General features: G+C 59.3%; 20 protein-coding genes. 18 read left to right on the top strand and 2 right to left on the bottom strand.

Going from position 1 to position 22,472, the window contains the following annotated elements; translation table 11 throughout:
* Window positions 1–93: 93 nt before the first annotated feature.
* The 11 genes from infB (at window position 94) to DCC25_RS10410 (ending at window position 12,665) form a co-directional block, all read left to right on the top strand.
* Window positions 94–2,880, top strand: a complete 2,787-nt coding sequence (infB, locus tag DCC25_RS10460; RefSeq protein WP_110101643.1) for a translation initiation factor IF-2 — start codon at window positions 94–96, stop codon at window positions 2,878–2,880.
* 105 nt (window positions 2,881–2,985) lie between these two features.
* The gene (gene rbfA, locus DCC25_RS10455) at window positions 2,986–3,423 is read left to right on the top strand and encodes a 30S ribosome-binding factor RbfA (RefSeq protein WP_110101642.1); all 438 of its coding nucleotides are present in this window, start codon (window positions 2,986–2,988) and stop codon (window positions 3,421–3,423) included.
* 6 nt (window positions 3,424–3,429) lie between these two features.
* Window positions 3,430–4,392, top strand: coding sequence for a tRNA pseudouridine(55) synthase TruB (truB, locus tag DCC25_RS10450; RefSeq protein WP_183145582.1), 963 nt, complete (start codon window positions 3,430–3,432; stop codon window positions 4,390–4,392).
* The gene (locus DCC25_RS10445; protein WP_110101641.1) at window positions 4,392–4,757 is read left to right on the top strand and encodes a hypothetical protein; all 366 of its coding nucleotides are present in this window, start codon (window positions 4,392–4,394) and stop codon (window positions 4,755–4,757) included. The genes truB and DCC25_RS10445 overlap by 1 nt, the downstream gene beginning before the upstream one ends.
* A gap of 5 nt (window positions 4,758–4,762) precedes the next feature.
* Window positions 4,763–5,275 carry a hypothetical protein gene (locus DCC25_RS10440; RefSeq protein WP_320410268.1) on the top strand — a complete coding sequence of 171 codons (513 nt, stop codon included), beginning with the start codon at window positions 4,763–4,765 and terminating at the stop codon, window positions 5,273–5,275.
* A gap of 14 nt (window positions 5,276–5,289) precedes the next feature.
* A complete protein-coding gene (locus DCC25_RS10435) occupies window positions 5,290–6,267 on the top strand; it encodes a bifunctional riboflavin kinase/FAD synthetase (protein WP_110101640.1) in 978 nt (325 codons plus the stop codon).
* Complete coding sequence (locus tag DCC25_RS10430; RefSeq protein WP_158524783.1) at window positions 6,260–7,108, top strand: class I SAM-dependent methyltransferase; 849 nt, start codon at window positions 6,260–6,262, stop codon at window positions 7,106–7,108. Before DCC25_RS10435 ends, DCC25_RS10430 begins: the two co-directional genes overlap by 8 nt.
* Window positions 7,109–7,166: 58 nt before the next feature.
* On the top strand, window positions 7,167–8,459 hold the full coding sequence (locus DCC25_RS10425; protein ID WP_110101638.1) for an AI-2E family transporter: 1,293 nt from the start codon (window positions 7,167–7,169) through the stop codon (window positions 8,457–8,459).
* Window positions 8,460–8,573: 114 nt separating this feature from the next.
* Entirely contained in the window at window positions 8,574–9,794 is a 1,221-nt protein-coding gene (locus DCC25_RS10420; protein ID WP_110101637.1) for an MFS transporter, read from the top strand.
* A gap of 119 nt (window positions 9,795–9,913) precedes the next feature.
* On the top strand, window positions 9,914–10,183 hold the full coding sequence (rpsO, locus tag DCC25_RS10415) for a 30S ribosomal protein S15 (protein WP_110098700.1): 270 nt from the start codon (window positions 9,914–9,916) through the stop codon (window positions 10,181–10,183).
* Window positions 10,184–10,445: 262 nt separating this feature from the next.
* Window positions 10,446–12,665, top strand: coding sequence for a polyribonucleotide nucleotidyltransferase (locus tag DCC25_RS10410; RefSeq protein WP_110101636.1), 2,220 nt, complete (start codon window positions 10,446–10,448; stop codon window positions 12,663–12,665).
* Window positions 12,666–13,123: 458 nt separating this feature from the next.
* On the opposite strand, the gene DCC25_RS10405 is transcribed toward DCC25_RS10410, so the two are convergent.
* Window positions 13,124–13,396, bottom strand: coding sequence for a hypothetical protein (locus DCC25_RS10405; RefSeq protein WP_158524782.1), 273 nt, complete (start codon window positions 13,394–13,396; stop codon window positions 13,124–13,126).
* Window positions 13,397–13,409: 13 nt separating this feature from the next.
* On the opposite strand from DCC25_RS10405, the gene DCC25_RS10400 reads away from it, so the two are divergent.
* Genes DCC25_RS10400 through DCC25_RS10385 form a run of 4 tightly spaced genes read left to right on the top strand, consistent with a single transcriptional unit; the run spans window position 13,410 to window position 17,602 of the window.
* Window positions 13,410–14,732 (top strand): pitrilysin family protein, encoded by a 1,323-nt coding sequence (locus DCC25_RS10400; protein ID WP_110101634.1) that lies wholly within the window; start codon window positions 13,410–13,412, stop codon window positions 14,730–14,732.
* Window positions 14,733–14,762: 30 nt separating this feature from the next.
* A complete protein-coding gene (locus DCC25_RS10395; RefSeq protein ID WP_110101633.1) occupies window positions 14,763–16,316 on the top strand; it encodes a sodium:alanine symporter family protein in 1,554 nt (517 codons plus the stop codon).
* 48 nt (window positions 16,317–16,364) lie between these two features.
* Window positions 16,365–17,126 carry a 4-hydroxy-tetrahydrodipicolinate reductase gene (gene dapB, locus DCC25_RS10390; RefSeq protein ID WP_110101632.1) on the top strand — a complete coding sequence of 254 codons (762 nt, stop codon included), beginning with the start codon at window positions 16,365–16,367 and terminating at the stop codon, window positions 17,124–17,126.
* Window positions 17,127–17,158: 32 nt separating this feature from the next.
* A complete protein-coding gene (locus tag DCC25_RS10385) occupies window positions 17,159–17,602 on the top strand; it encodes a hypothetical protein (protein WP_110101631.1) in 444 nt (147 codons plus the stop codon).
* Window positions 17,603–17,631: 29 nt separating this feature from the next.
* Here the strand turns inward: DCC25_RS10385 and DCC25_RS10380 are convergent, their stop codons facing one another.
* Window positions 17,632–18,879: a heparan-alpha-glucosaminide N-acetyltransferase domain-containing protein gene (locus DCC25_RS10380; protein WP_110101630.1), complete on the bottom strand. Its 1,248-nt coding sequence runs from the start codon at window positions 18,877–18,879 to the stop codon at window positions 17,632–17,634.
* Between the two features lie 156 nt (window positions 18,880–19,035).
* On the opposite strand from DCC25_RS10380, the gene dapA reads away from it, so the two are divergent.
* The 3 genes from dapA to DCC25_RS10365 all read left to right on the top strand — a co-directional run bounded on the left by dapA (window position 19,036) and on the right by DCC25_RS10365 (window position 22,221).
* Window positions 19,036–19,944: a 4-hydroxy-tetrahydrodipicolinate synthase gene (gene dapA / locus DCC25_RS10375; protein WP_110101655.1), complete on the top strand. Its 909-nt coding sequence runs from the start codon at window positions 19,036–19,038 to the stop codon at window positions 19,942–19,944.
* A 21-nt stretch (window positions 19,945–19,965) separates the two neighbouring features.
* Window positions 19,966–21,657: a ribonuclease J gene (locus DCC25_RS10370; RefSeq protein WP_110101629.1), complete on the top strand. Its 1,692-nt coding sequence runs from the start codon at window positions 19,966–19,968 to the stop codon at window positions 21,655–21,657.
* A 189-nt stretch (window positions 21,658–21,846) separates the two neighbouring features.
* Complete coding sequence (locus tag DCC25_RS10365) at window positions 21,847–22,221, top strand: ectoine synthase (protein WP_110099579.1); 375 nt, start codon at window positions 21,847–21,849, stop codon at window positions 22,219–22,221.
* The last annotated feature ends 251 nt before the right edge of the window (window positions 22,222–22,472 follow it).

Raw genomic sequence — 22,472 nt, 5'->3', positions numbered from 1 at the left:
GTGCCCAAGATTAGAGCCCCACACAACGATGGTACGAATCCGGACGCGCTGAGCACCCGCCCGCCGCCGCGATTCGTCCAGAACAGGAGAGTCGTGGCGAAACTACGCGTCCACGAAGTTGCCAAGCAACTTGGGATCACCTCGAAAGAGGCCCTTGCCAAATTGGAAGACATGGGGGAGTTCGTCTCCTCCGCATCGTCAACCATTGAACCCCCAGTCGTGAAACGGCTGAAGGCCGAATTCAAAGACGACGCTTCGTCCGAGGACAAGCCTAAGCCTGCCCAGAAGCCCGCGCCCAAAAAGCCGGCCGCCAAGCCATCTGCTCCGGCGAAGAAGCCGGCCACCAAGCCAGGCCAGAAGAAGACCACCACTGCGGGACCGAGCACTGAGCCGACCGCGCAGAAGTCAAAGGAGCAGGCATCCCAGGCTCCCGAGGCTCCCAAGCCGTCCCAATCCAAACCGAAGCCGGCCGCGCCGACTCCGCGTCCTGGGGCAGCCCCCAAACCCGGAAAGCCGGGGGGTTCTGGGAAGAAACCGGCACCGCGTCCGGGCAATAATCCGTTTAGCCCGAAGGGTGCCGCCACCCCGCGCCCCGCACCGCGTCCGGCACCTCGGCCCGGAGCGCCGCGTCCGGGCAATAACCCCTTCGCACCCCAGCAAGGAATGCGGTCTTCCGAAGAACGTCCGGGTGGGCCACGTCCCCGTCCTCGTGGCGGAGCTGCCCCCAAGCCCGGTATGCCCCGTGGTAATAAACCGCGGTCTGCACCCAAGCCAAGTCGCCAGGATTCGCCGGCGCCGAAGCCGTCGAATTTGCGTCCCTCACCGGCGATGATGCCCGGACACATTGATCGTCCGGCCCCGCCGAGTCAACACAAGGGCCCGGGACATCCGGGGGGCCGTCGTTCTGGTGGCGGCGGTGGCCGTCGTCCAGGCGGTCACGGCAACGCTCAGGGCGCATTCGGTCGAGGAGGCCGGGCAGGACGTCGTCGGGCGAAGAAGCGTCAAAAGCGTCAAGAAGTAGAGCAACAAGCACCAGTGATCGGTGGTGTCAAAGTCCCCAAAGGCGATGGCAACACCGTCATTCGGCTACGTCGCGGCTCTTCCATTGCCGATTTGGCCGAGAAAATTGGTGCCGATCCGGCAGCACTGGTGACCGTGATGTTCCACCTAGGCGAGATGGCGACCGCCAACCAGTCTCTGGACGAGGACACCTTCGGTGTGCTCGGTGACGAACTGGGGTACAAGGTCCAGATCGTCTCGCCCGAGGACGAAGACAAGGAAATCCTCGAGTCCTTTGACATCAATCTAGAAGCGGAAGAGGCCGCAGAAGATGAGGAGGACCAGGATCCTCGTCCGCCGGTGGTGACCGTGATGGGTCACGTCGACCATGGTAAGACTCGGCTGCTGGATGCCATCCGTTCCTCGAGGGTTCGGGAAGGCGAAGCCGGTGGTATTACTCAGCACATTGGTGCGTACCAGATCGATGTGGAGCTTGAAGGCGACCAGCGTGCCATCACCTTCATCGACACCCCGGGTCACGAGGCGTTTACGGCCATGCGTGCTCGCGGTGCTGAAGTCACCGACATCGCCGTGCTCGTCGTCGCCGCTGACGATGGTGTGATGCCGCAAACCGTTGAAGCGCTCAACCACGCTCAGGCAGCTGATGTGCCCATTGTGGTGGCCATCAACAAGGTGGATAAGCCCGAGGCCAACCCCGACCGGATCCGTGGTGAGCTGTCGGAGTACGGGCTGGTGCCCGAGGAATACGGTGGCGAAACCATGTTCGTTGAGGTTTCGGCGTTGCAGAAGATGGGTATCGACCAGCTACTCGAAGCTGTGTTGCTGACCGCAGATGCGACTCTGGAGCTCAAGGCAAACCCGGATAAGGACGCCCGCGGTGTGGCTATTGAAGCCAACCTGGATAAGGGCCGTGGTGCGGTGGCCACCGTCCTGGTTGAGTCCGGTACCTTGCGGGTGGGAGACAACATGGTTTGCGGTGACGCCTACGGGCGTGTGCGTGCCATGTTTGGCGATGACGGTCAGAATGTCTCCGAAGCCAAGCCGTCGACTCCGGTCCAGGTGTTGGGCTTGTCGAACGTGCCACGGGCCGGTGACAACTTCTTGGTTACCGACGAAGAGCGCACCGCCCGTCAAATCGCTGAGAAGCGCGAAGCTGCCAAGCGTAACGCCCAGTTGGCACGTCGTCGCAAGCGGATCACCTTGGAAGAATTCGACCAGGCGGTCGCCGAGGGCAAGTTGGATACCTTGAACCTGATCATCAAGTCCGACGCCTCCGGTCCAGTGGAAGCGCTGGAAGACTCGTTGATGAAGATCGACGTGGGTGGCGAAGACGAGGTCCAGTTGCGAGTGATCCACCGCGGCGTGGGTGCGATTACCCAGAACGACGTCAACCTGGCCACCGTCGACAACGCGATCATCATTGGTTTCAACGTTCGCCCTGCCGAGCGGGTGACCGAACTGGCCGATGCCGAAGGCGTGGATATGCGCTTTTACACGGTCATTTACGACGCGATTGATGATATTGAAAATGCTTTGCGCGGTATGCTCAAGCCCGAGTACGAAGAAGTCGTGCTGGGTCGTGCCGAGGTCCGCGAGATCTTCCGTTCCTCCAAGGCCGGTACCATTGCCGGTTCTCTGGTGCAGTCCGGTGTCATTAAGCGCAACGCATCGGCACGTTTGGTCCGCGACGGCGCGGTGGTCACCGACAATATCAGTATCGAGTCGTTGCGCCGGTTCACCGATGACGTGACCGAGGTTCGTGACGGCTACGAATGCGGTATCGGCCTGGGCAAATTCAACGACATCAAGGTCGATGACGTGATTGAAAACTACGAAATGCAGGAAAAGCCACGGAGCTAGTCCTGCCGATCTCCTCCCCGACCCGGAGACTGTGAGCGCACAATGGCAGTGGCCGGGTCGGAGGGGGGATCCCTAGACAACACAGCATGAGAGAGGTTGTCGCCGATGGCAAATAACAACCGTCCGGCACGTTTGGCTCAGCGGATCAAAGTCATTTTGGCTGAAGCCCTGCAAAAAACTGTGAAAGATGATCGCGTGGAAAACGTGACCATTACTGACGCCAAAGTCACCAATGACCTGCAACAAGCCACTGTCTACTACACCGTTTACGGCGACGAGGACACGGTCGCTGCCGGTCACGCGGCGATGACCGAACACCGGGGCATGCTACGCCGAGAAATGGGTCGAGGACTCAACATCCGTTTGGTCCCGACCCTGGAATTGGTGCCGGATACGGTGCCGGAGGCCGCAGCACACCTGGAAGATATCCTGCGTGCTGCGCGCGCTCGTGATGAAGAACTGGCCGCTAACCGAGACGAGTCGCAGTACGCTGGCGAGGCGAATCCGTACCGCACGTCGGACCACCACCGGTCAGGAGACTGACGGGTGGTGAGCTTCTCCACCTCCGCTTCCAACACCTCCCAGGCCCCGGGACGAAGCGTCTCGGGTCTGGTGCTGGTGGACAAACCGACCGGCTGGACCTCTCATGATGTGGTGGCCAAGCTACGCAAACTCGCTGGGACGCGGAAAGTCGGTCACGCAGGAACCTTGGACCCGATGGCTACAGGCTTACTGGTCGTGGGGTTCAATAAAGCCACCCGCCTTTTGACCCACATCACCGGTACGAACAAGACCTATGCCGCAACCATCCGGCTCGGTGTCAATACCACGACCGATGATGCTGACGGTGAGGTCATTCATCGCAGATACGCCAACGCGGTCACTCGAGACCGTCTTGAGGTCGCCATCGCAGAACTGACGGGGGAAATCGATCAGATCCCTTCGGCAGTGTCTGCCATCAAGGTTGGTGGCAAACGAGCCTATCAGCGCGTGCGTGACGGTGAAAAGATCGAGCTACCGGCACGTCGGGTCACCGTATCTCGGTTCAAGGTCACCGGAGTTCATCGTCTCGACAAGGGAAAGATTCTTGATATCGAGGTCGCTATAGATTGCTCTTCGGGTACCTATATCCGGGCTCTCGCCAGGGACTTGGGCGAGTCTTTGAACACTGGCGGGCACCTGATCGCGCTGCGCCGCACCCGGGTGGGACCCTTTACTATCGATAAGGCCCACACCATAGAACAGCTGGGAAGTCGGTTTGACTACTGTGAGCTATCACAGGCCTGTTCCGAGCTGTTCCCGGTCCGTGAAGTCTGCGACCACGAGGCGGAAGCGCTGAGTTTCGGGCGACTGGTTAGCCCCAATGACGACGACCGATGCTACGCAGCTCGCCATGGTGGCGACACCGTGATCGCGCTGATCGAAAACGCTCGTACCAAAACCGGTTACGGGGCCAAGCCTCAGGTAGTGTTCGTCACCGATTATCGCATCCACACAGAAGGTGAGGCCTGATGGTCCTGGACGCTTGGTTCTGGGTAGCGACAGCGATCTGTCTGGGCTCCCTAGCGATCTGTGTTGTGATGACAATAATCCGCACGTTTCCGGATGATTTGTCGATCCTCTCGGTCGGCGCCGTCGAAATTTTCTTGGTCATTTACGGCATTTATGCGGCGATCTCACCGGTGGAGATCCAAGGTCCACTCTGGGAATTCTGGGGCTATCTCGTGGTCGCCCTTATACTGCCAGTGGTGGCCTTTTTCTGGGCCATTACCGATAAGTCACGATGGTCTAACCTGGTGCTGGGAGCCATGGGCCCCACCGTTTTGGTGATGATTCATCGCATGCAGGTCATCTGGCACGCATGGTATGGAGATTGATGCACGTGGATTCAATTGCAAACACAGTCGGGAACCGTTCAACGGCCCCCAAGTCGCCCCGATGGGACCGCCGTCATAAAGGGATCGGTCGTTTGATCATCGCTGTCTACGGTGTGTTTGCCTTCTCTGCCATGGCCCGTGCCAGCTACCAGATCATCACCAAGTTCGACGAAGCCCCGATCTCTTATGCGTTGTCAGGTTTTTCCGCACTGGTCTATGTCGTGGCGACCATTGCTCTGGCGATTCCCGGCAAAAAAGCCTGGATCGTGGCTATGGTGGCAGTAACCGTGGAACTGGTGGGCGTGATCGGCGTGGGGATTTGGTCCTACGTACAGCCGGAACTATTTCAACATGCTTCCATCTGGAGCCACTTCGGTGAGGGTTACGGCTATATTCCGTTGATCCTGCCTTTCGTGGGGCTGTTCTGGCTGGTCAAGCACGCACCGAAAAACGCAGACTCGCACCAGGCTGACACCGTCCAGACCACTGAGGCGGTAGTCTCAGCACAACGGCGATAGGGGGCGCTCAAATAGTGGAGGCTTGGCAAGGACTGGCAGCGGTGCCGGCCGAACAACCGCCCTCGGCGGTGACCATGGGCAACTTCGACGGGGTACACCGGGGTCACCAAGAGGTGCTCACAGCAACCGTTGACACCGCCCGTGACCGCGGACTCCAAGCGGTGGTGCTGACCTTTGATCCGCACCCCAGACTGGTGCACCATCCCGAAGAACCCCTGGTGCCTATTGTTTCGTTGCCGCAACGGCTGAACCTGATTCAACGGGCCGGTGCCGACGCCACGTGCGTGGTGCACTACACGCTGAACTTCGCGAGCCAATCGCCAGAGGAATACGTGCGCACCACCCTGGTCGAAACCTTTAACGCCCAGGTTGTCGTGGTGGGATCCGATTGTCGCTTCGGCAAGGCTAACGCCGGTGATATCACGACGTTGCGAGAGCTCGGGGCGACGTACGGATTTGAGGTGGTAGAAGTCCCCGAAGTCGGCACTGACTCGCGGTGGTCCTCCACCAGTGTCCGCCAGGCCCTGTCTGAAGGCAGAGTTGCCGACGCCGCCACCATCCTGGGGCGACCGCATGAAGTCTGTGGCGAAGTTGTTCACGGCGAAGCACGCGGCCGCGAACTGGGTTTTCCCACCGCCAACCTCAGCGATGAGGCACAGGGTATGATTCCAGCCGATGGCGTCTACGCGGGATGGTTTATTGATCAAGATCACCACCGCTGGCCCACCGCGATCTCCGTGGGTTCGAACCCGACTTTTGAAGGGGTCCAACGGACCGTGGAAGCCCACATCATGAACCGGCCCGAAGAAGAGCGCGTAGAAGACTTCGACCTGTACGGACAAATCGTCACCGTGGAATTCGTCGCCCGGCTTCGGGGCATGGTCGCCTTCGAAGGTGTGGAGAAGCTCATCGCCCAAATGGGTCAGGACGTGGCTCAAGCCCAAGCTGTTTTGGAAGGCCGGTCCCTAGCCGTTGATGCCGTCGATGGCTGATACACCGTCTCGCCCGCAGTCAGCGCCACGCATCGACACCAACAGGCGACACGCCTTCGGTACCTCCTACCATTCCACCAGCGCCCAGACCTACCACTCGGTGCGACCCGGATATTTCCCAGAGATCATTGATTTTCTCCTGGAGGAGCAGGACCAGCCCTTACAGGTTTCTGCCTCAGCTCTTGACCTCGGTGCCGGAACCGGACTGTTCACCCAGGTGCTGGTCGACTATGGTTTCACCGTCACCGCTGTGGAACCGGCCGAGTCGATGGCAGCGTTTCTCTCCCAACGACTACCCCAGGCGCAGGTGTTGCAACTCAGCGTCGAAGACCTGGACCACCGGGTCCGTCATGACCCGGACCTCGCTCGACGGCTCGGCGATCAAACACTGATCGTGGCCGCCCAGTCATGGCACTGGTTCGACCCGGACCAACTCTGCACAATGGTAGCGTCCCTGTTGAAACCCACCGGCGTACTGGGTATCGTCCACCACCAGCTGGATACCTCCATTCCCTGGGTCCACCGCTTGACCCGGATCATGCACGCCGGAGATGTTCACCCGGTTGAGCTCAGCCCTGCACTGGTCCCGCCGTTTCGTCCCGCTGAAGGGCGATGGTGGCACTGGAACGACGTCTTAGGACCACAAGAACTTCACCAGCTGATGCAGACCCGATCCTTTTATATGCGCACCACCGACACACAGCGCCAACGTATGCACCACAACCTCGACTGGTATCTGCATCAGCATCTGGGCTACCGGCCTGAGGAATCTATCGCCGTCCCGTATGTGACCAGCGCTTGGCGCACCCAAGTACACCGGAGATCGCCTGCTAGCGACTGATCACAGGACGTACTATAGTCGTGATGTCGATCAACCCGGATACCAGCAGGATCAGTGCATGACACACACCAGTAACTCCTCGGAACACGCCTCGGAGACTGCTCAACCAGCCGCGGAGACCTCAACGCGAATCCCCAGATTCTCCCTGAAACAGCTTTGGACCGACGTCTTTGGACGCACCAGTATCCGGGCAGCCCAAATCCTGCTGATCGGTATTGTCGCCATCGCGGTGATCTTCGCGATGCTCCAGCTGACCCTGATCGTCATCCCGACCTTGCTAGCCCTGATCATCGCCTGCGCGCTGTGGCCACTGGTGCGACTCTGTCGCACGGTGATGAATAGCATGCTGGCCGCCTGGTCCGTGTTCTTAGGCTCGTTGCTAGTGCTCGGCGGTGTCGGAACCGCTTTGGTGTTCTCGGTGATGAGCGAGTGGGAAACCCTGGTCAATCAGGCCATCAACGGTTTCAATCAGTTGCGTGCCTGGGCTGATGAGCTGCTTGGCGATGTCGATCTGGAACTCCGACAGGAACAGGTCGATAGCCTGCTGAACTCCATTCAGAGCTTCTTAACCTCCCCACAATTCGGCACCGGTGCCGTCAACACGATCAGTGCGGCCGGAAGTTTTGTCACCGGGCTGGTGCTCTTCCTGGTGATCCTGTTCTTCTTCCTAAAAGACGGCGACCGGATTTGGGCCTTCTTCGTCTCCTGGACGCCCGAGCACTTCCGCGATAAGTGGATCGCCTCCGGTGACCGCGCCCAGCGGACATTCGGCGGATACATCCGTGGCACCGCGATCGTGGCGGCCGTGGACGCCGTTGGTATTACTATCGCGCTGTTGATCTTGCAGGTTCCACTGGCTATCCCGCTGGGTGTGGTGGTCTTCCTGGGCTCGTTCATCCCCATGGTTGGTGCTACGCTGGCGGGCATTTTGGCCACCCTGATTGCCCTGGTCGCCAACGGCCCGGTGGTGGCGATCATCGTGTTGGCCGCGGTTATTTTGGTCAACCAGCTCGAAGGCAACTTCCTGCAACCGGTAGTGATGTCGCAGACTCTGAAACTGCACGCATTGATCATCTTGATGGCCCTGACCGGTGGTACGGTGCTGGCCGGTATTATCGGCGCAATTCTAGCGGTTCCTCTGGTGGCGGTGATTTGGGCAGTCATCAAGGTCTGGACCGGACGTGACGGAGAAAATGACAAAGTCGACCAGGCCCAGCATCAGATCCGCCGCGTCGCCGAAGAAAATAAGGAACGCGAGCGACAGGCGAAAAAAGAGCGCAAGAAAGAGCATGACAAGCGCAAAGCCGCCAAGGACGCTGAAACGGTGAACAAAGAGGATTCACTCATTTAATAAGTAGCCACGGCAACGGGGTGGCTCCGCTGGACACCGTAGCCCGCCCTCAGATCCAGTCTGGCCCGTCAGCTTCTGGCGTCAATAGCCAAGAGTAGACCCACGCGCGGATGTGTGGTTATTCAGGGGGCACACACCATCGAACCATCACCACGGCTGTTTACTCCCGCCTACGTGCTGACCATTGGCGTTCAGCTGTTCGTCTCTTTGGTTTTCATCTCGTTGATGACCTTCATGGCGGTCTATGCGATTCGCATGTTCGCCGTTGAGGAGACCGCTGCCGGCTTCGCAGCGGGCGCCTACGTCCTGGGAGCAGCGCTGGCCCGGCTGGCCTTCGGGAAATACATTGACGTGATCGGTAGACGGCGCGTGCTGATAGTGGGACTGATCGTCTTTGGAGCCTGCTCGGGGCTCTACTTGCTGGCGATAAACTACCCTCTACTGATTACGGTGCGACTGATCCACGGGCTGGCCTTCGGCCTGATTAATACCGCCATTACAGCCGTGGCGATTTCGTTGATTCCCGCCCACCGTCTCGCGGAAGGAATCGGCTACTTTGGGATTTCGGGGACCATCGCCAATGGGATTGGTCCGTTGCTCGCGGTGCCGATGAGCCTGTCGGTTGACCCGGTGTGGATGTTTACTTATACCGGGGCGTTGTCGGTCTTGTCGTTGGTCGCGGTCTTGATCCTTAAGGTCCCCGAACCGGAGATCTCAGCCACCGAGCGAGAGACGTTGCGCGGTGTCCGGTTCGATACCATCGTCGACCTGGATGCGTTACCTGTTGCCGGGGTGGTGTTGTTGTGCGGACTTGGATACTCGGTGGTGATGACCTATCTGACACCGTTTATGATCTCCACCGGTGAACCGGCCAGCGCCTCGATCTTCTTCGCAGTGTTCTCCGTGGCGATGTTGCTGGTCCGGCTCTTTGCTGGGCGCTTACAAGACCGGCGTGGTGAAAACTCGGTCATACCAGCTCTGTTGCTGTGTTTTGCGGCAGGCCTAGGACTCCTTGCCCTCACCCAAGACCTCTGGGCCGTAGTGCTCGCCGGGACTCTGGTCGGATGCGGATTTGGCGGTGCTGTGCCTTGTTTGCAAGTGGTCGGAGTCCAACGGGCCACACCAGAACGCGTCTCGATGGCCACCTCAACCCACTTTCTCGCGCTGGACTCCGGGGTGGCGCTCGCTCCAGTGTTGCTGGGATCGTTGATTACCTACTCGGGGTATCGTCTGCTGTATGCAACCGGCGTCGGTCTGATGCTGGCCAGCCTGGGGATCTATTGGTTCGTGCACGGCCGGTACCACCGTGGCAGGATACCGCGTGGGGGAATGTAACACAAACCTGTTAGACTGATTCCGGTGCTTGCTGCGGTCCGCGGTGGCGGGCACTGGCTGGCAACCCACGGGTTGGCAGTGTTGTCCTTGAACGCGGCACACTCCAAGGAGTTTTTATCATGGCATTAGCCCCTGAAGTTAAACAGCAGATCATCCAAGAATACGCGACTCACGAAGGTGACACCGGTTCTCCTGAAGTTCAGGTTGCCGTGCTGACCCGTCGTATCTCGGATCTGACTGAGCACTTGAAAGAGCACAAGCACGACCACCACACTCGCCGTGGCCTGATGGCTCTGGTGGGTCGGCGTCGTCGCATGTTGCAGTACCTGCAGAAAGTCGACATTGAGCGCTACCGCTCCTTGATCGAGCGACTGGGACTGCGTAAGTGATCTATCTGACCGAAGGCGGCGAACTTGGGATCAAGTCGCCGCTTTCGTTGTGTCAGGCCACAGTAGGCCGATGCTGATAAGTCAATAACCCTGAAACTCCACTGATAGGTCAGCCACGTTCGTGTGCGGTCCTCGACAGTGGCTTTCGGAACCGCGGTGTCCTACCGGTATCGTACCGGTGGGTTATCCCACAGCATCCGAGGGCTTCGATCGAAGACCGACTGGGGTAGGCCTTGAGGTGGAAAACCACGAAAGGAGACCCATGGAGGGTCCTGAAATTAAGTTTTCCGAAGCCGTGATTGACAACGGCGCCTACGGCAAGCGCACGGTGCGCTTTGAAACCGGCCGGTTGGCCCAGCAGGCTGCTGGGTCGGCCATGGTCTACATCGATGATGAGACGTCGATGCTCTCGGCCACCGCGGTGGGCAATAGCCCGCGCGAAGGTTTCGACTTCTTCCCGCTGACCGTCGACGTCGAGGAGCGTCAATACGCCAAGGGCGAGATCCCCGGCTCGTTTTTCCGTCGTGAGGGTCGTCCCTCCACCGATGCGATTCTGACCTGCCGTCTCATTGACCGCCCGTTACGACCGGCCTTTAAGAAGGGCATCCGCAACGAGGTCCAGGTCGTGGTCACCGTGACCTCCATCGCCCCCGATGAGCTCTACGACACCGTGGCCATCAACGCGGCCTCGATGTCCACCAGCCTGTCCGGCATGCCCTTCTCCGGCCCGATCGGTGGCGTGCGTATGGCGCTGATGGACAACGGCTCCGGAGAGCGCCAGTGGATTGCCTTCCCGAAGCACTCCCAACTGGACGACGCCGTGTTCAACATGGCGGTCGCCGGTCGTCTGGTCGATGACGACATTGCGATCATGATGGTCGAAGCCGAAGCCACCGACCACGTGTGGAAATTGGTCAAAGAACAGGGCGCTCAGGCCCCCACCGAAGAGGTCGTCGCTGACGGTCTGGAAGCTGCCAAACCCTTCATCCGCGCCCTGTGTGAGGCGCAGGCCGACCTGCGCGAACGGGCTCAGAAAGATCCCGTTGATGTGCCACTGTTCATTGACTACCAAGAAGACGCCTACCAGGCTGTGGAGAAACTGGCCTCCACGCGATTGGGTGAGATCTACACCATTGCCGATAAGCACGAGCGTGAGTCGGCCGACAACGCTTACCGCGAGGAAGTCGTGGAAGAACTGACCGGTGAAGGCCGGGAGTTCGAAGAGCGTGCCGATGAAATCGCTAAGGCCTACGGTGCAGTCACCAAACAGGTAGTACGCCAGCGCATCCTGAAGGACCAGGTCCGGATCGACGGTCGTGGTCTGACCGACATCCGCAAGCTGACTGCCGAGGTGGAGGTCCTGCCACGCGTGCACGGCTCGGCCATTTTCGAACGTGGCGAAACCCAGATCATGGGCGTGACGACCCTGAATATGCTCAAGATGGAGCAACAGATTGATTCGCTGAACCCGGTCACCAATAAGCGCTACATCCACCACTACAACTTCCCGCCCTACTCCACCGGTGAAACCGGCCGTGTGGGTTCGCCCAAGCGTCGCGAGATTGGGCACGGCGCCCTGGCCGAACGCGCTCTGGTGCCGGTCATCCCCTCCCGCGAAGAGTTCCCCTATGCGGTCCGTCAGGTCTCCGAGGCACTGGGCTCCAACGGCTCGACCTCTATGGGCTCGGTGTGTGCCTCGACCCTGGCGTTGTACAACGCCGGCGTGCCACTGAAAGCTCCCGTGGCCGGTATCGCCATGGGGCTGGTCTCCGACACCGTCGACGGTGAAACGCGCTATGCTGCCCTGACCGACATCCTCGGCGCTGAAGATGCGTTCGGTGACATGGACTTCAAGGTTGCCGGTACCTCCGAGTTCGTTACCGCCATCCAGCTGGACACCAAGCTGGACGGTATTCCCGCCTCGGTGCTGGCTGCCGCCCTGACCCAGGCTCGCGAGGCGCGGTTGCACATCCTGTCGGTGATCGACTCGGCCATCGACGGCCCCGACGAGATGAGTCCCTACGCTCCGCGGATCCTCACCGTACAGATCCCGGTCGATAAAATCGGTGAGGTCATCGGGCCGAAGGGCAAGATGATCAACACCATCCAGGAAGACACCGGCGCTGAAATCAGTATCGAAGATGACGGTACGGTGCTGATCGGTGCCACCGAGGGCGCTGCCGCAGAAGCGGCCCGGGGTGCGATCAACAGCATCGCTAACCCGCAGGTTCCCGAGGTCGGGGAACGCTACCTGGGTACGGTCGTGAAGACCACCAGCTTCGGCGCGTTCATCTCGCTGACCCCCGGTAAGGACGGTCTGCTACACATCTCCGAGTTGCGCAAGCTCAACGACGGCAAGCGTGTCGCAGATGTTGAAGACGTCGTAGGTGTTGGCCAAAAGATTCAGGTCGAAATCACCAAAGTCGATGACCGTGGCAAGCTGTCACTGATCCCGGTTACCGAAGAGTCCGATGAGGACTAATTCCCGGCTTTGACCGACACGATGACGGCCCCGCACCCGGTATGGGTGGGGGCCGTTGTCGCGCACGGACTAGATGAGGACGAATCCCCGATGATCGTAGCCGGCGAACAACTTGGCCACCGGTTCCAGGTGGTGAACTGGGATAACGCACACGTCGACTGGTGCACTTCGACGTGGTGGTGTTGGGTTCAACCTGGGACTACAGTGACCGACGAGAGGACTTCCTCGCCTGGCCGGATCACGTTAGCCAGGCCAGCACCCTGGCCAATCCGACCGAGATGATCCGGTGGACGACGGGGTGGCTATAATCCCCACCACGGTGATCGAGCCCGGGGAAACACTCGGTGGCCATCCGCAGTCTGTCGTGGTGATTAAACCTGCCATGGGCGCGGGGAGTCGGTACGTCTCACGGTTCCACCACACCAGCCCTTGAGCCGGTAGCCACCGAGGGAGAATGGCTACTGGTATTCATCATTGGAGAATTTAGCCACGTTGCCAATAAGCGGGTCAGCATTCCCGAAACGGGAGCGATCATCGGCACGCTGTTTGCCGAGGAAACCAACACGCCGTGGCAGGCTACCGCAGATCAGGTGCGCTTGGGGCAGGATGCTATCGCGAGCGTCACTGATCGGTGGGGCACCATCCCGACCTATGCCCGGGTGGATGCAGTCATCGATGACGCCGGATTCTACCGGGTGCTCGAACTTGAACTGCCGGCTGGAGTCAGGCACTAAACTACCCAGCATGGCCACCATCGATATTGACCCGCAGTACTCCGGTGTGATCTATAACGGTGGGGGAGGTAACCTCGTTGAACGCACCGTCCTCGACAACGGTGTGCGTATCCTGACCGAAGTGATGCCCGGACAAAAAGCCGTTTCCATCGGATTTTGGATCGGGGTGGGCTCGCGGGATGAACAGCCATCAGGATACGGGTCAACCCACTTTCTTGAGCACCTGCTGTTCAAGGGCAGTGCGAATTACACCGGGTGGGATATTTCCGAAGCTTTCGACCGGGTCGGTGGAGATGTCAATGCTGCGACCGCGAAAGAGTCCACCTGTTACCACGCCCGGGTGATCAACACCAACCTCGCTATGGCGGTAGACATTCTCACAGATATGGTGACCGCACCACTGCTCGAGTCAGAGCAGATGGATACCGAGCGCGGAGTCATCCTCGAAGAACTCGCCGTCGACAGCGACGACCCGGCTTATGTGGTCCACGAATCCCTGGCCGAACAGGTCTTGCCCGGACACCCGCTCGGCCGGTCCATCGGTGGCACCCCCGAGGTGATCAACTCCATCAGTCGCGAGGACATGGTAAGCCACTACAACCGGTGGTACCGCCCCGAGCAACTCGTGATTACCGCAGCCGGAGGGCTTGACCACAAAGAACTGGTGCAAACGGTTTCTGCCGCACTGAGCCGTAGTGGATGGATGAGTCCGGAAAGCAACCTGATCCAGACCCCGGCACCGCGTCGCGACCACCACGCTGAATTCCCGGTCATGAACACCGAACGCCTCACGCTTACCCGTCCAGTAGAACAAACCGCGGTGATGGTCGGTGGCCGGGGCCTGAATACCGTGGATCCACGCCGGTTCGCGATGACGGTGATGAACGTCATTCTCGGTGGCGGGATGACCTCTCGGTTGTTCCAAGAAATCCGAGAACGGCGTGGCCTGGCCTACTCGACCTATTCTTTTGCTGCCAGCTACTCTGATCTGGGCTACTTCGGAATGTATGCCGGATGCCATCCAGCTAAAGCCGACGAGGTCATTGAGGTCATGAGCACAGAACTCGACACGCTCGCGCAGAAAGGCGTCACCGCCGATGAGCTCGAACGAGCCCACGGTCAAATCGCAGGAAACGTGGTGTTGGGACTAGAAAACACCGAAGCACGGATGTCACGACTCGGACGCGCCGAACTCGTCACGGGTCAATACATTGACTTAGACGGTTCTGTGGCTAGAATCACAGGTGTCTCAGCGGACGAAGTCGTTGGGATGGCCCGGCTGCTGGCGGACTCGCCCAGAACACAGATCAGTGTCGGGCCGGACAACCGATAAACAGTTAAACACTCACACTAAAGGACCGGCATGGACGCTCTGATCAATTCCATCCATGAAGTGATCGTGGCGATTCGAGACTTTGTCTGGGGACCATTTTTTCTGATGCCCTTACTTTTGCTCTCGGGTCTCTACCTGACCGTACGTTACGGCGGTCTTCAATTCCGAACGCTGGGACGCGCCCTGAAGCTGGGATTCGTCCAGCGTAAAGACGACTCTGATGACGGAGATATCTCCCAGTTCCAGGCGCTCACCACAGCGCTAGCAGCGACAGTGGGGACCGGAAATATCGTCGGGGTGGCCACGGCGTTATCAATCGGTGGACCCGGTGCCTTGTTTTGGATGTGGGTCACCGCACTATTGGGTATGGCAACTAAGTACTCCGAAGCCTTTTTGGGTGTGCTCTACCGCACCAATGATGCGAAGGGCGAAAAGTCCGGTGGCCCGGCCTACTACCTGGAACGGGGACTGGGAAGCTGGTACGGCAAAGTCTTGGGCCTGCTGTTCGCGATCTTTGCGTTCTTCGCGTCCTTCGGCATTGGCAATATGACTCAGGGCAATTCCATTGCCTCCAACGTGGAGAACTCGTTCAACGTTGAACCGTGGATCACCGGACTGATCCTGACGGTTCTCACGCTAGTGGTCTTGCTAGGCGGTATTAAATCCATTGGGAATGTCACCTCCGCCCTGGTGCCGGTGATGATTGTCTTCTACGTGCTGGGCTCACTGTGGCTGCTGATCGCTAACGCCGGTCAGCTTCCCGAGGCCCTTGGCATGGTGTTCACCGATGCCTTCACCGGAACCTCTGCGGTGGGTGGTTTCGCCGGCTCGGCGATGATTATTGCCATCCAGTACGGTGTGGCTCGCGGTATTTTCTCGAACGAGTCGGGGATGGGCTCGGCCGCGATTGCCGCGGCAGCTGCCAAGACCACTCACCCGGTCCGCCAGGGCCTGGTCTCGATGACCCAGACCTTTATCGACACCATCATTGTGGTGACCTGCACCGGTCTGGTGCTGATTACCACCGGAGCCTGGCAGGCCGGAGAACGCCAAGAAGCCGCCATCATGACCGCTAACGCCTTCACCGAAGGGCTTCCCGGTAACTGGGGCCACCTGATCGTCACCATCGGTCTGATCCTGTTCGCCTATTCCACCATGCTGGCCTGGTCCTATTACGGCGAGCGCAATGTGGAACGCCTGCTGGGTCGCGCTTGGGTGATGCCCTACCGCGTGCTGTTCTGCATCGTGATTTATCTGGGGTGTACTTTGCCACTGGAAATCGTGTGGGATTTCTCGGACCTGACCAACGGTTTGATGGCTGTGCCGAACATCATCGGCCTGCTGGCGATGTCGGGACTGATTGCACGAGAAACCAAGCGCTACCTGCAGATCGACCCGCGCATGGGCTCCTCCGCCGAAGACATCGACCGGCAGATGAGCCATGTGTCGTGGTGGCAGGCATGGCGTCACGACAACCTCACCGAGCCGTTCTACCAGCTCGGGGCTGAGGAATCCCCAACCCACTCTTATTCTGCAGGCCAGTCTGACGGCCGCGGACGCTTCAGAGAGACTGACCGCTTCTAAACAGTGTCTCCCAGCGCCCATCCAGTCCCGGCCGCTAGAGTGGGGGACATGACCTCACAGACAGATATTCACGTGGCCCTGGTGGGCGCGACCGGAAAAATGGGCCAGCATGCCGGGGCTGCCATCGAGGCAGCCCCGGACATGCGCCTGGTGGCTCAACTGAACTCAAAGTCTCAGCTGGAAGAAATTCTTGACTCCGAGGCCACCCACGTGTTGGACCTCACGGTCCCGTCGGTGTCTGAATCAGTGGTTCAGTTCGCTGTCGAACACGAGCTGCACACCGTCGTGGGAACCTCCGGGTGGTCCGATGAGAAGCGGGACCGTCTCCAACAACAGTTGGGGGACCACCCCGATGTGGGAGTGCTGATTGCTCCGAATTTTTCGATTGGCTCAGTGCTGGCCACCCAGTTTGCCACTCAAGCTGCACGGTACTTCGACTCGGTTGAAATTATCGAAATGCATCACCCTCATAAAGTTGATGCTCCCTCCGGAACTGCCACCCGCACGGCGTCAATGATTGCCCAGGCCCGCGCCGAGCACGAGCTTCCACCCAGCCCCGATGCCACCGAACAGGATCCCCACGGTGCTCGCGGGGCGACCATTGACGACATTCACGTCCACGCGGTCCGGCTGGCGGGGCTTGAAGCCCACCAAGAGGTGCTGCTGGGTAGTCCCGGGCAACAGCTGGTCTTGCGACACGATGCCTTCGACCGTAGCTCCTATATGCCCGGTGTTTTGCTCGGCTTGCGACAGGTAGCAGATAACCCGGGGCTGAGCTACGGGTTGGATGCGTATTTAGATCTGCACTAAAACCTGAGTCAGTTGAGGTAAAAGTAGTCTCGATGAAGAATAAGATTGCGGCCATCGCACTGATTGTGTTGGCCTTGCTTTTCATTTTCCTGGGATTGACGTCTGCGATCGGGTTCATCAGTTCCCAGTCCACCCTGGCCAACCTGATCGGCTGGGCCGTGATCGTCATGCTCCTGTTCGGGATCTGGGCGTTGATGAGAGAATGGCGTTTTGGGGTCGGGACCGAACGGTTGGCGAAAATTCTCGACCAGGAAGGTGGCTTGCCGGTCGATGACCTCCCGCGGGGAAAATACAACAAGATCGATCAGGCTGCTGCCGATGAGGATTTCGAGATCTACCGAATAGAAACCCAGAACGATCCGGAGAACTGGCGGAGCTGGTTCCGCCTGGGACTGGCCTATGATGCCGCCGGTGACCGACGTCGTGCCCGACAAGCGCTGAATAAGGCCATCAAGATGGAAGCCGGGCAAGACTGATTCAGGCCGTCACGTGGTTTGAGACGCGCCTAGCGGGAGTCTTTAGCCGGCGGGTTGAGCACAATTAAATGCGTGGACACCGCGTGTATGAGGAATTCCAACGGGCCACGCCAGCCCACGATCCGAAGTGCAGTGCCCAGAATCAAGCACGCGCCCCATTGGATCAGCAACACGGTCCATTCGGAGCCGGCCTCATCGCCCAACACCGCCATGACCAGCACGTGAGCGACGTACAGGGTCAGGGGAATGGCTCCGGCGCCGATCAGCGGATAGAGGACCTTATCGCCCAGACCCGCTGTGTGCTGGGTGAGGATGAGACACAATCCGATCACCGCCACGGCAATCCCGGCCGTGGAGAGCACATCGAGGGGAGCCGTGGAATGCGGGGCGACCATCACATACCAGGAAGGGTCACCGACAAGGTACTGAGTGACCATACCCGACCCGGTCAGTGCGGCAGCCGGGGCCTCGGCCGGGTCGGTGAAGCTCAGCTCGCTCCACCGCCGGAGCCGCCCCGGATTCGATGCGAGCCCATAGCCGGCGGCACGTGTCAGACCAGCCACCAGCAATCCCGCGCCGAAGAGCAACAGATGCACCGGAAAGGACCGCAGGTCCATCTTGGCGATAAACATGCCCAGCAGTAAGAAACCGGTCCACACGAGCACCGGATAGTAGCCCGAGACCAGCACGTCCCAGAGCGTGACACCCGGTTGCTCCAACAACGTGATGAAATTCGGGTTGGACCATAGCCGAAAGTTGTTGACGTACTCCACTCGGCCCATAGCCGCCTGGAGGAACCGGTTGAGCACTCCGAACAGCAGTGGCATCAGCACCAACCAGCTGACCGCCAGCACACCCAAGACCTTGGCCGAGAGCTTCAGGAAGGCGATGGCAATGACGAAAAGCACCCCGTAGTGCACCAGGATCACGGCAACCCCGGAATCCAGCTGGCCCAGGGTCAAACCCAGCAATACCAACACGGTGGCTCGTAACAGCAAACGAATCACGATCTGTCCGAAACCCACCGTCGACGCGTTGCGACTGAGCAACACCACCGAAACACCCGCCACAACGCAGAACAGCACCGAAGACGACCCCGCCGCGATCCACCCGACCCAACTGGGGACGATACGGCCGGTGGCTGCATCCGTGACGTTCAGCGGGTAGACGTGAACGGCAATCATGCCAAGAATCGCCAGTGCGCGGGCGACATCGATACCGGTCAGTCGTTGCCGGAGCCCAAAGGGCGAACCCGTGGTTGAGGAAGAAGAAGCCATAGTTGGGTGCTCATCCTGTGTCTAGATCGTCACCTCTTAAGGCCCGCCTGGATGCTGGGACAGCGTGACGATGAAATACCTGATGCCGTGAACAACTTTACAGAGTGACGGTACGGCAATGATGTACCCCGCGTGCGTCACAGGTAAGCTATGTCCATGAGCGATTTGAGTCAGCAAGCAGAAGACGTTTTCGGTACCACCCTGGTTGCTATGGTGACACCATTCACCGCCGACGGTCAGGTGGATGCCGACTCCGCTCAAAAACTTGGCACGCATTTGGTGGATTCTGGAGTCAACGGACTCGTGGTGACCGGAACCACCGGTGAGATTTCGACGCTGACGGATGACGAAAACGTGCTGATGTACCAGGTGGTCAAAGAAGCTGTCGGCGACAGGTGCAAAATTATCGCCGGAACCGGGATGAACGACACGGCTCATTCAGCCGAACTTTCTCGACGTGCTGCGGCCACCGGAGTTGACGGGTTGTTGCTGGTGACTCCCTACTACAACAAGCCAGTGCAGGCCGGTATCAAAGCACACTTTGAAACCGTGGCCTCGGCGACTGACGTGCCAGTGATCCTCTACGACATTCCCGGACGTTCGGTGCGTCCCATTGCCGCTGAGACCATCGTCGCTCTGGCCGATCACCCCAATATTTTGGCGCTTAAAGATGCCAAGGGCGACTACCAATCGACCACCACAATACTGGCTGAAACAGACCTGTTTGTCTATTCCGGCGACGATTTGATGACTTTCCCGCTGATGGCTGCCGGTGCCGTTGGCGTGATCTCGGTCAGCGCTCACATTGCCCCCGGGACCTACCGTGCGATGGTGGACGCCCTGAATGAGGGCGACCTGCTTACTGCCCGAGCACTGCATTTTCAACTCGACCCGGTCCAGCGCGCGGTGATGTCCCACCACCAGGGCGCCGTCGCCTCGAAGGCCATCCTGGCCGGTCAGGGCTTGATTTCATCGCCGACCGTGCGCCTGCCTCTTACCGAGGCCACCGAAGAAGACCTCAAGGCCATCCGTACAGACCTGGCCGAAACAAATATTTCATTCTGATATTTTTCCGAAAGGACCTTCATGCCCCACGAACAGCAAGTAGTGCTGTCTCATCCCCCTCAACTGCCTGGCGGAACCATGCGCATTGTGCCATTGGGCGGGCTCGGCGATGTTGGCCGCAACATGACCGTCTTCGAGCTCAACGGAAAACTACTCATCGTTGACTGTGGTGTGCTCTTTCCTGAAGAAGTACAACCCGGTGTTGACCTGATCCTGCCAGATTTTGACTACATCCGCGATCGTCTTGACGATGTGGTCGGCATCGTCCTCACCCACGGCCACGAAGATCACATCGGCGCGGTACCTTACCTGTTGCGGATGAAAGACGATATCCCCCTGGTGGGCTCGCAATTGACCCTGGCCCTGATTGAAGCCAAACTCGAAGAGCACCGCATCACTCCTTACACGCTGGCTGTCACGGAAGGTCAGCTCGAACAGCTCGGGCCCTTCGAACTCGAATTCGTCGCCGTCAATCACTCGATTCCCGATGCCTTGGCGCTGTTTATCCGCTCGGAGGCGGGCACCGTGTTGCACACCGGTGACTTTAAGATGGACCAGTTGCCCCTTGACGGTCGCATCACCGACCTGCGCGCTTTCGCTCGATTGGGTGAAGAAGGCGTGGACTTGTTCATGACTGATTCCACCAACGCCGAAGTTCCCGGCTTTACCACCACCGAAAAAGACATCGGCCCGGTGCTAGAGTCGCTGTTCGGGCGCGCACAACGACGCATTATTGTCGCTAGCTTCTCCTCCCACGTCCACCGTGTCCAACAGGTCCTTGATGCCGCGGCGATGCACCAGCGCAAAGTGGCCTTCGTCGGTCGCTCGATGGTGCGGAATATGGGAATCGCTGCCCAATTGGGCTACCTCAACATCCCAGACAACACCGTTATCGACATGAAGAAGGTCGATGACTACCCCGACAACCGCATTGTGTTGATGTCGACCGGCTCCCAGGGCGAGCCCATGGCTGCCCTATCCCGGATGGCGAACGGCGACCACCAGGTCCAAATCCAGCCCGAGGACCTGGTCGTGCTGGCGTCCTCGCTGATCCCTGGTAACGAAAACTCCGTATTCCGGGTGATCAACGGCCTGATGAAACTCGGTGCCGAAGTGGTGCACAAGGGCAACGCCCAGGTGCACGTCTCTGGCCACGCTTCACAAGGGGAACTACTCTATAGCTACAACATTGTTCGACCCCGCAACGTGATGCCGATCCACGGGGAAGTCCGCCACCTGATCGCCAACGGTCGGATCGCCGAAGCCACCGGGGTTCCCACCGAGAAGGTGATTCTGGCCGAAGACGGTTCTGTGGTCGACCTCAAAGACGGTCATGCCGAGATTGTGGGCGAAATCGACTGTAGTTATGTCTACGTCGACGGTAAGTCCATTGGCGAAATCACCGACGCAGATCTCAAGGACCGTCGGGTGTTGGGCGAAGAAGGCTTTATCTCGGTGATTGCGGTGATCAACCGGCAAACCGGAAAGATTGTCTCCGGACCCGACATTCACGCCCGAGGTGTGGCCGAAGATGACACCGTCTTCGAATCGGTCAAACCCAAGATCATCAAAGCCCTGGAAGAGGCAGCCGCTTCCGATAAGAAGCACACCAATCACCAGCTACAGCAAGTCATGCGTCGAGCGATCGGATCGTGGGTGAACCGCAAACTACGCCGTCGTCCAATGATCGTGCCGATCATTATTGAGGCCTAACCAGATCCCAGGTGCCCGTTGCCCACCTCAACGGGTACGTGCTGAATGCAGGCTGTGTGGTTTTAAACAGTGTCTGAAACACGTCGTTCAGATACTGACACCACGTGAACCGGCCCCTAACGTGAGAAAGAGAAGCGTTCGCTCCGGGCCGGACCTGTCGCCCGGGGCGACGACAACGGAAGGAGAATAATGTTTACTCGTAGCCGTGACGACGTCGAAAAAGTTGAATGGGGTGGCGGAACCTCCGAGCGTCTGCTTGTGGACAAAGACAACATGGGATTTGCTGTGGCCCATACCGTTGTGCGGGCCGGCAGTTCCTCCAAACTACAGTACCGCAACCACCTGGAGGCCTGCTACTGCATCGGCGGTTCCGGTTCCGTGGTGGAGCCTGACGGTACCGAGCACAAGATCACTGAAGGGACCATTTACGTGCTCGACGAGCACGATGCCCACACCCTGAAGGGCGGCGACAACGAGGACTTGATCCTGGTGTCGATCTTCAACCCGGCCATCACCGGTAACGAGAAGCACGAGCTGACCGAGGACGGTTACTCCTCCTACTAAACCGCTCACTGATACGTCATCGACTGTCAGTGAGCCAAGGGGTCTGCTGGTCATGTGAGTAGCAGACCCCGTGCTTGTCTGCGGTACCAAAGAGCACGATGACGTGCCCGAACCGCGTTCATCCCGTAGTGCCTCATGTCAAACTGAGCGCGAAGGGTAAGTCGTGCCTCACAGATCGTGAGCGCGAGAGGTCGCGTGGCTGCAGTGTCGTGCCTCAGCTAGTTTGAGCGCGAAAACTTGGGTTAGCTGGC

Source organism: Auritidibacter sp. NML120636 (genome assembly GCF_003185945.1).
Lineage (GTDB): Bacteria > Actinomycetota > Actinomycetes > Actinomycetales > Micrococcaceae > Auritidibacter > Auritidibacter ignavus.
Note: the sequence above shows the minus strand (reverse complement) of the source record. Positions and strands in the feature narration are given on the sequence as shown.

Excerpts from the sequence above, each read along its gene's own strand:
- rbfA (WP_110101642.1), top strand. The coding sequence starts at position 2,986 with ATGGCAAATAACAACCGTCCGGCACGTTTGGCTCAGCGGATCAAAGTC.
- DCC25_RS10445 (WP_110101641.1), top strand. The coding sequence starts at position 4,392 with ATGGTCCTGGACGCTTGGTTCTGGGTAGCGACAGCGATCTGTCTGGGC.
- DCC25_RS10430 (WP_158524783.1), top strand. The coding sequence starts at position 6,260 with ATGGCTGATACACCGTCTCGCCCGCAGTCAGCGCCACGCATCGACACC.
- DCC25_RS10425 (WP_110101638.1), top strand. The coding sequence starts at position 7,167 with ATGACACACACCAGTAACTCCTCGGAACACGCCTCGGAGACTGCTCAA.
- rpsO (WP_110098700.1), top strand. The coding sequence starts at position 9,914 with ATGGCATTAGCCCCTGAAGTTAAACAGCAGATCATCCAAGAATACGCG.
- DCC25_RS10410 (WP_110101636.1), top strand. The coding sequence starts at position 10,446 with ATGGAGGGTCCTGAAATTAAGTTTTCCGAAGCCGTGATTGACAACGGC.
- DCC25_RS10400 (WP_110101634.1), top strand. The coding sequence starts at position 13,410 with ATGGCCACCATCGATATTGACCCGCAGTACTCCGGTGTGATCTATAAC.
- DCC25_RS10395 (WP_110101633.1), top strand. The coding sequence starts at position 14,763 with ATGGACGCTCTGATCAATTCCATCCATGAAGTGATCGTGGCGATTCGA.
- dapB (WP_110101632.1), top strand. The coding sequence starts at position 16,365 with ATGACCTCACAGACAGATATTCACGTGGCCCTGGTGGGCGCGACCGGA.
- DCC25_RS10385 (WP_110101631.1), top strand. The coding sequence starts at position 17,159 with ATGAAGAATAAGATTGCGGCCATCGCACTGATTGTGTTGGCCTTGCTT.
- DCC25_RS10380 (WP_110101630.1), bottom strand. The coding sequence starts at position 18,879 with ATGGCTTCTTCTTCCTCAACCACGGGTTCGCCCTTTGGGCTCCGGCAA.
- dapA (WP_110101655.1), top strand. The coding sequence starts at position 19,036 with ATGAGCGATTTGAGTCAGCAAGCAGAAGACGTTTTCGGTACCACCCTG.
- DCC25_RS10370 (WP_110101629.1), top strand. The coding sequence starts at position 19,966 with ATGCCCCACGAACAGCAAGTAGTGCTGTCTCATCCCCCTCAACTGCCT.
- DCC25_RS10365 (WP_110099579.1), top strand. The coding sequence starts at position 21,847 with ATGTTTACTCGTAGCCGTGACGACGTCGAAAAAGTTGAATGGGGTGGC.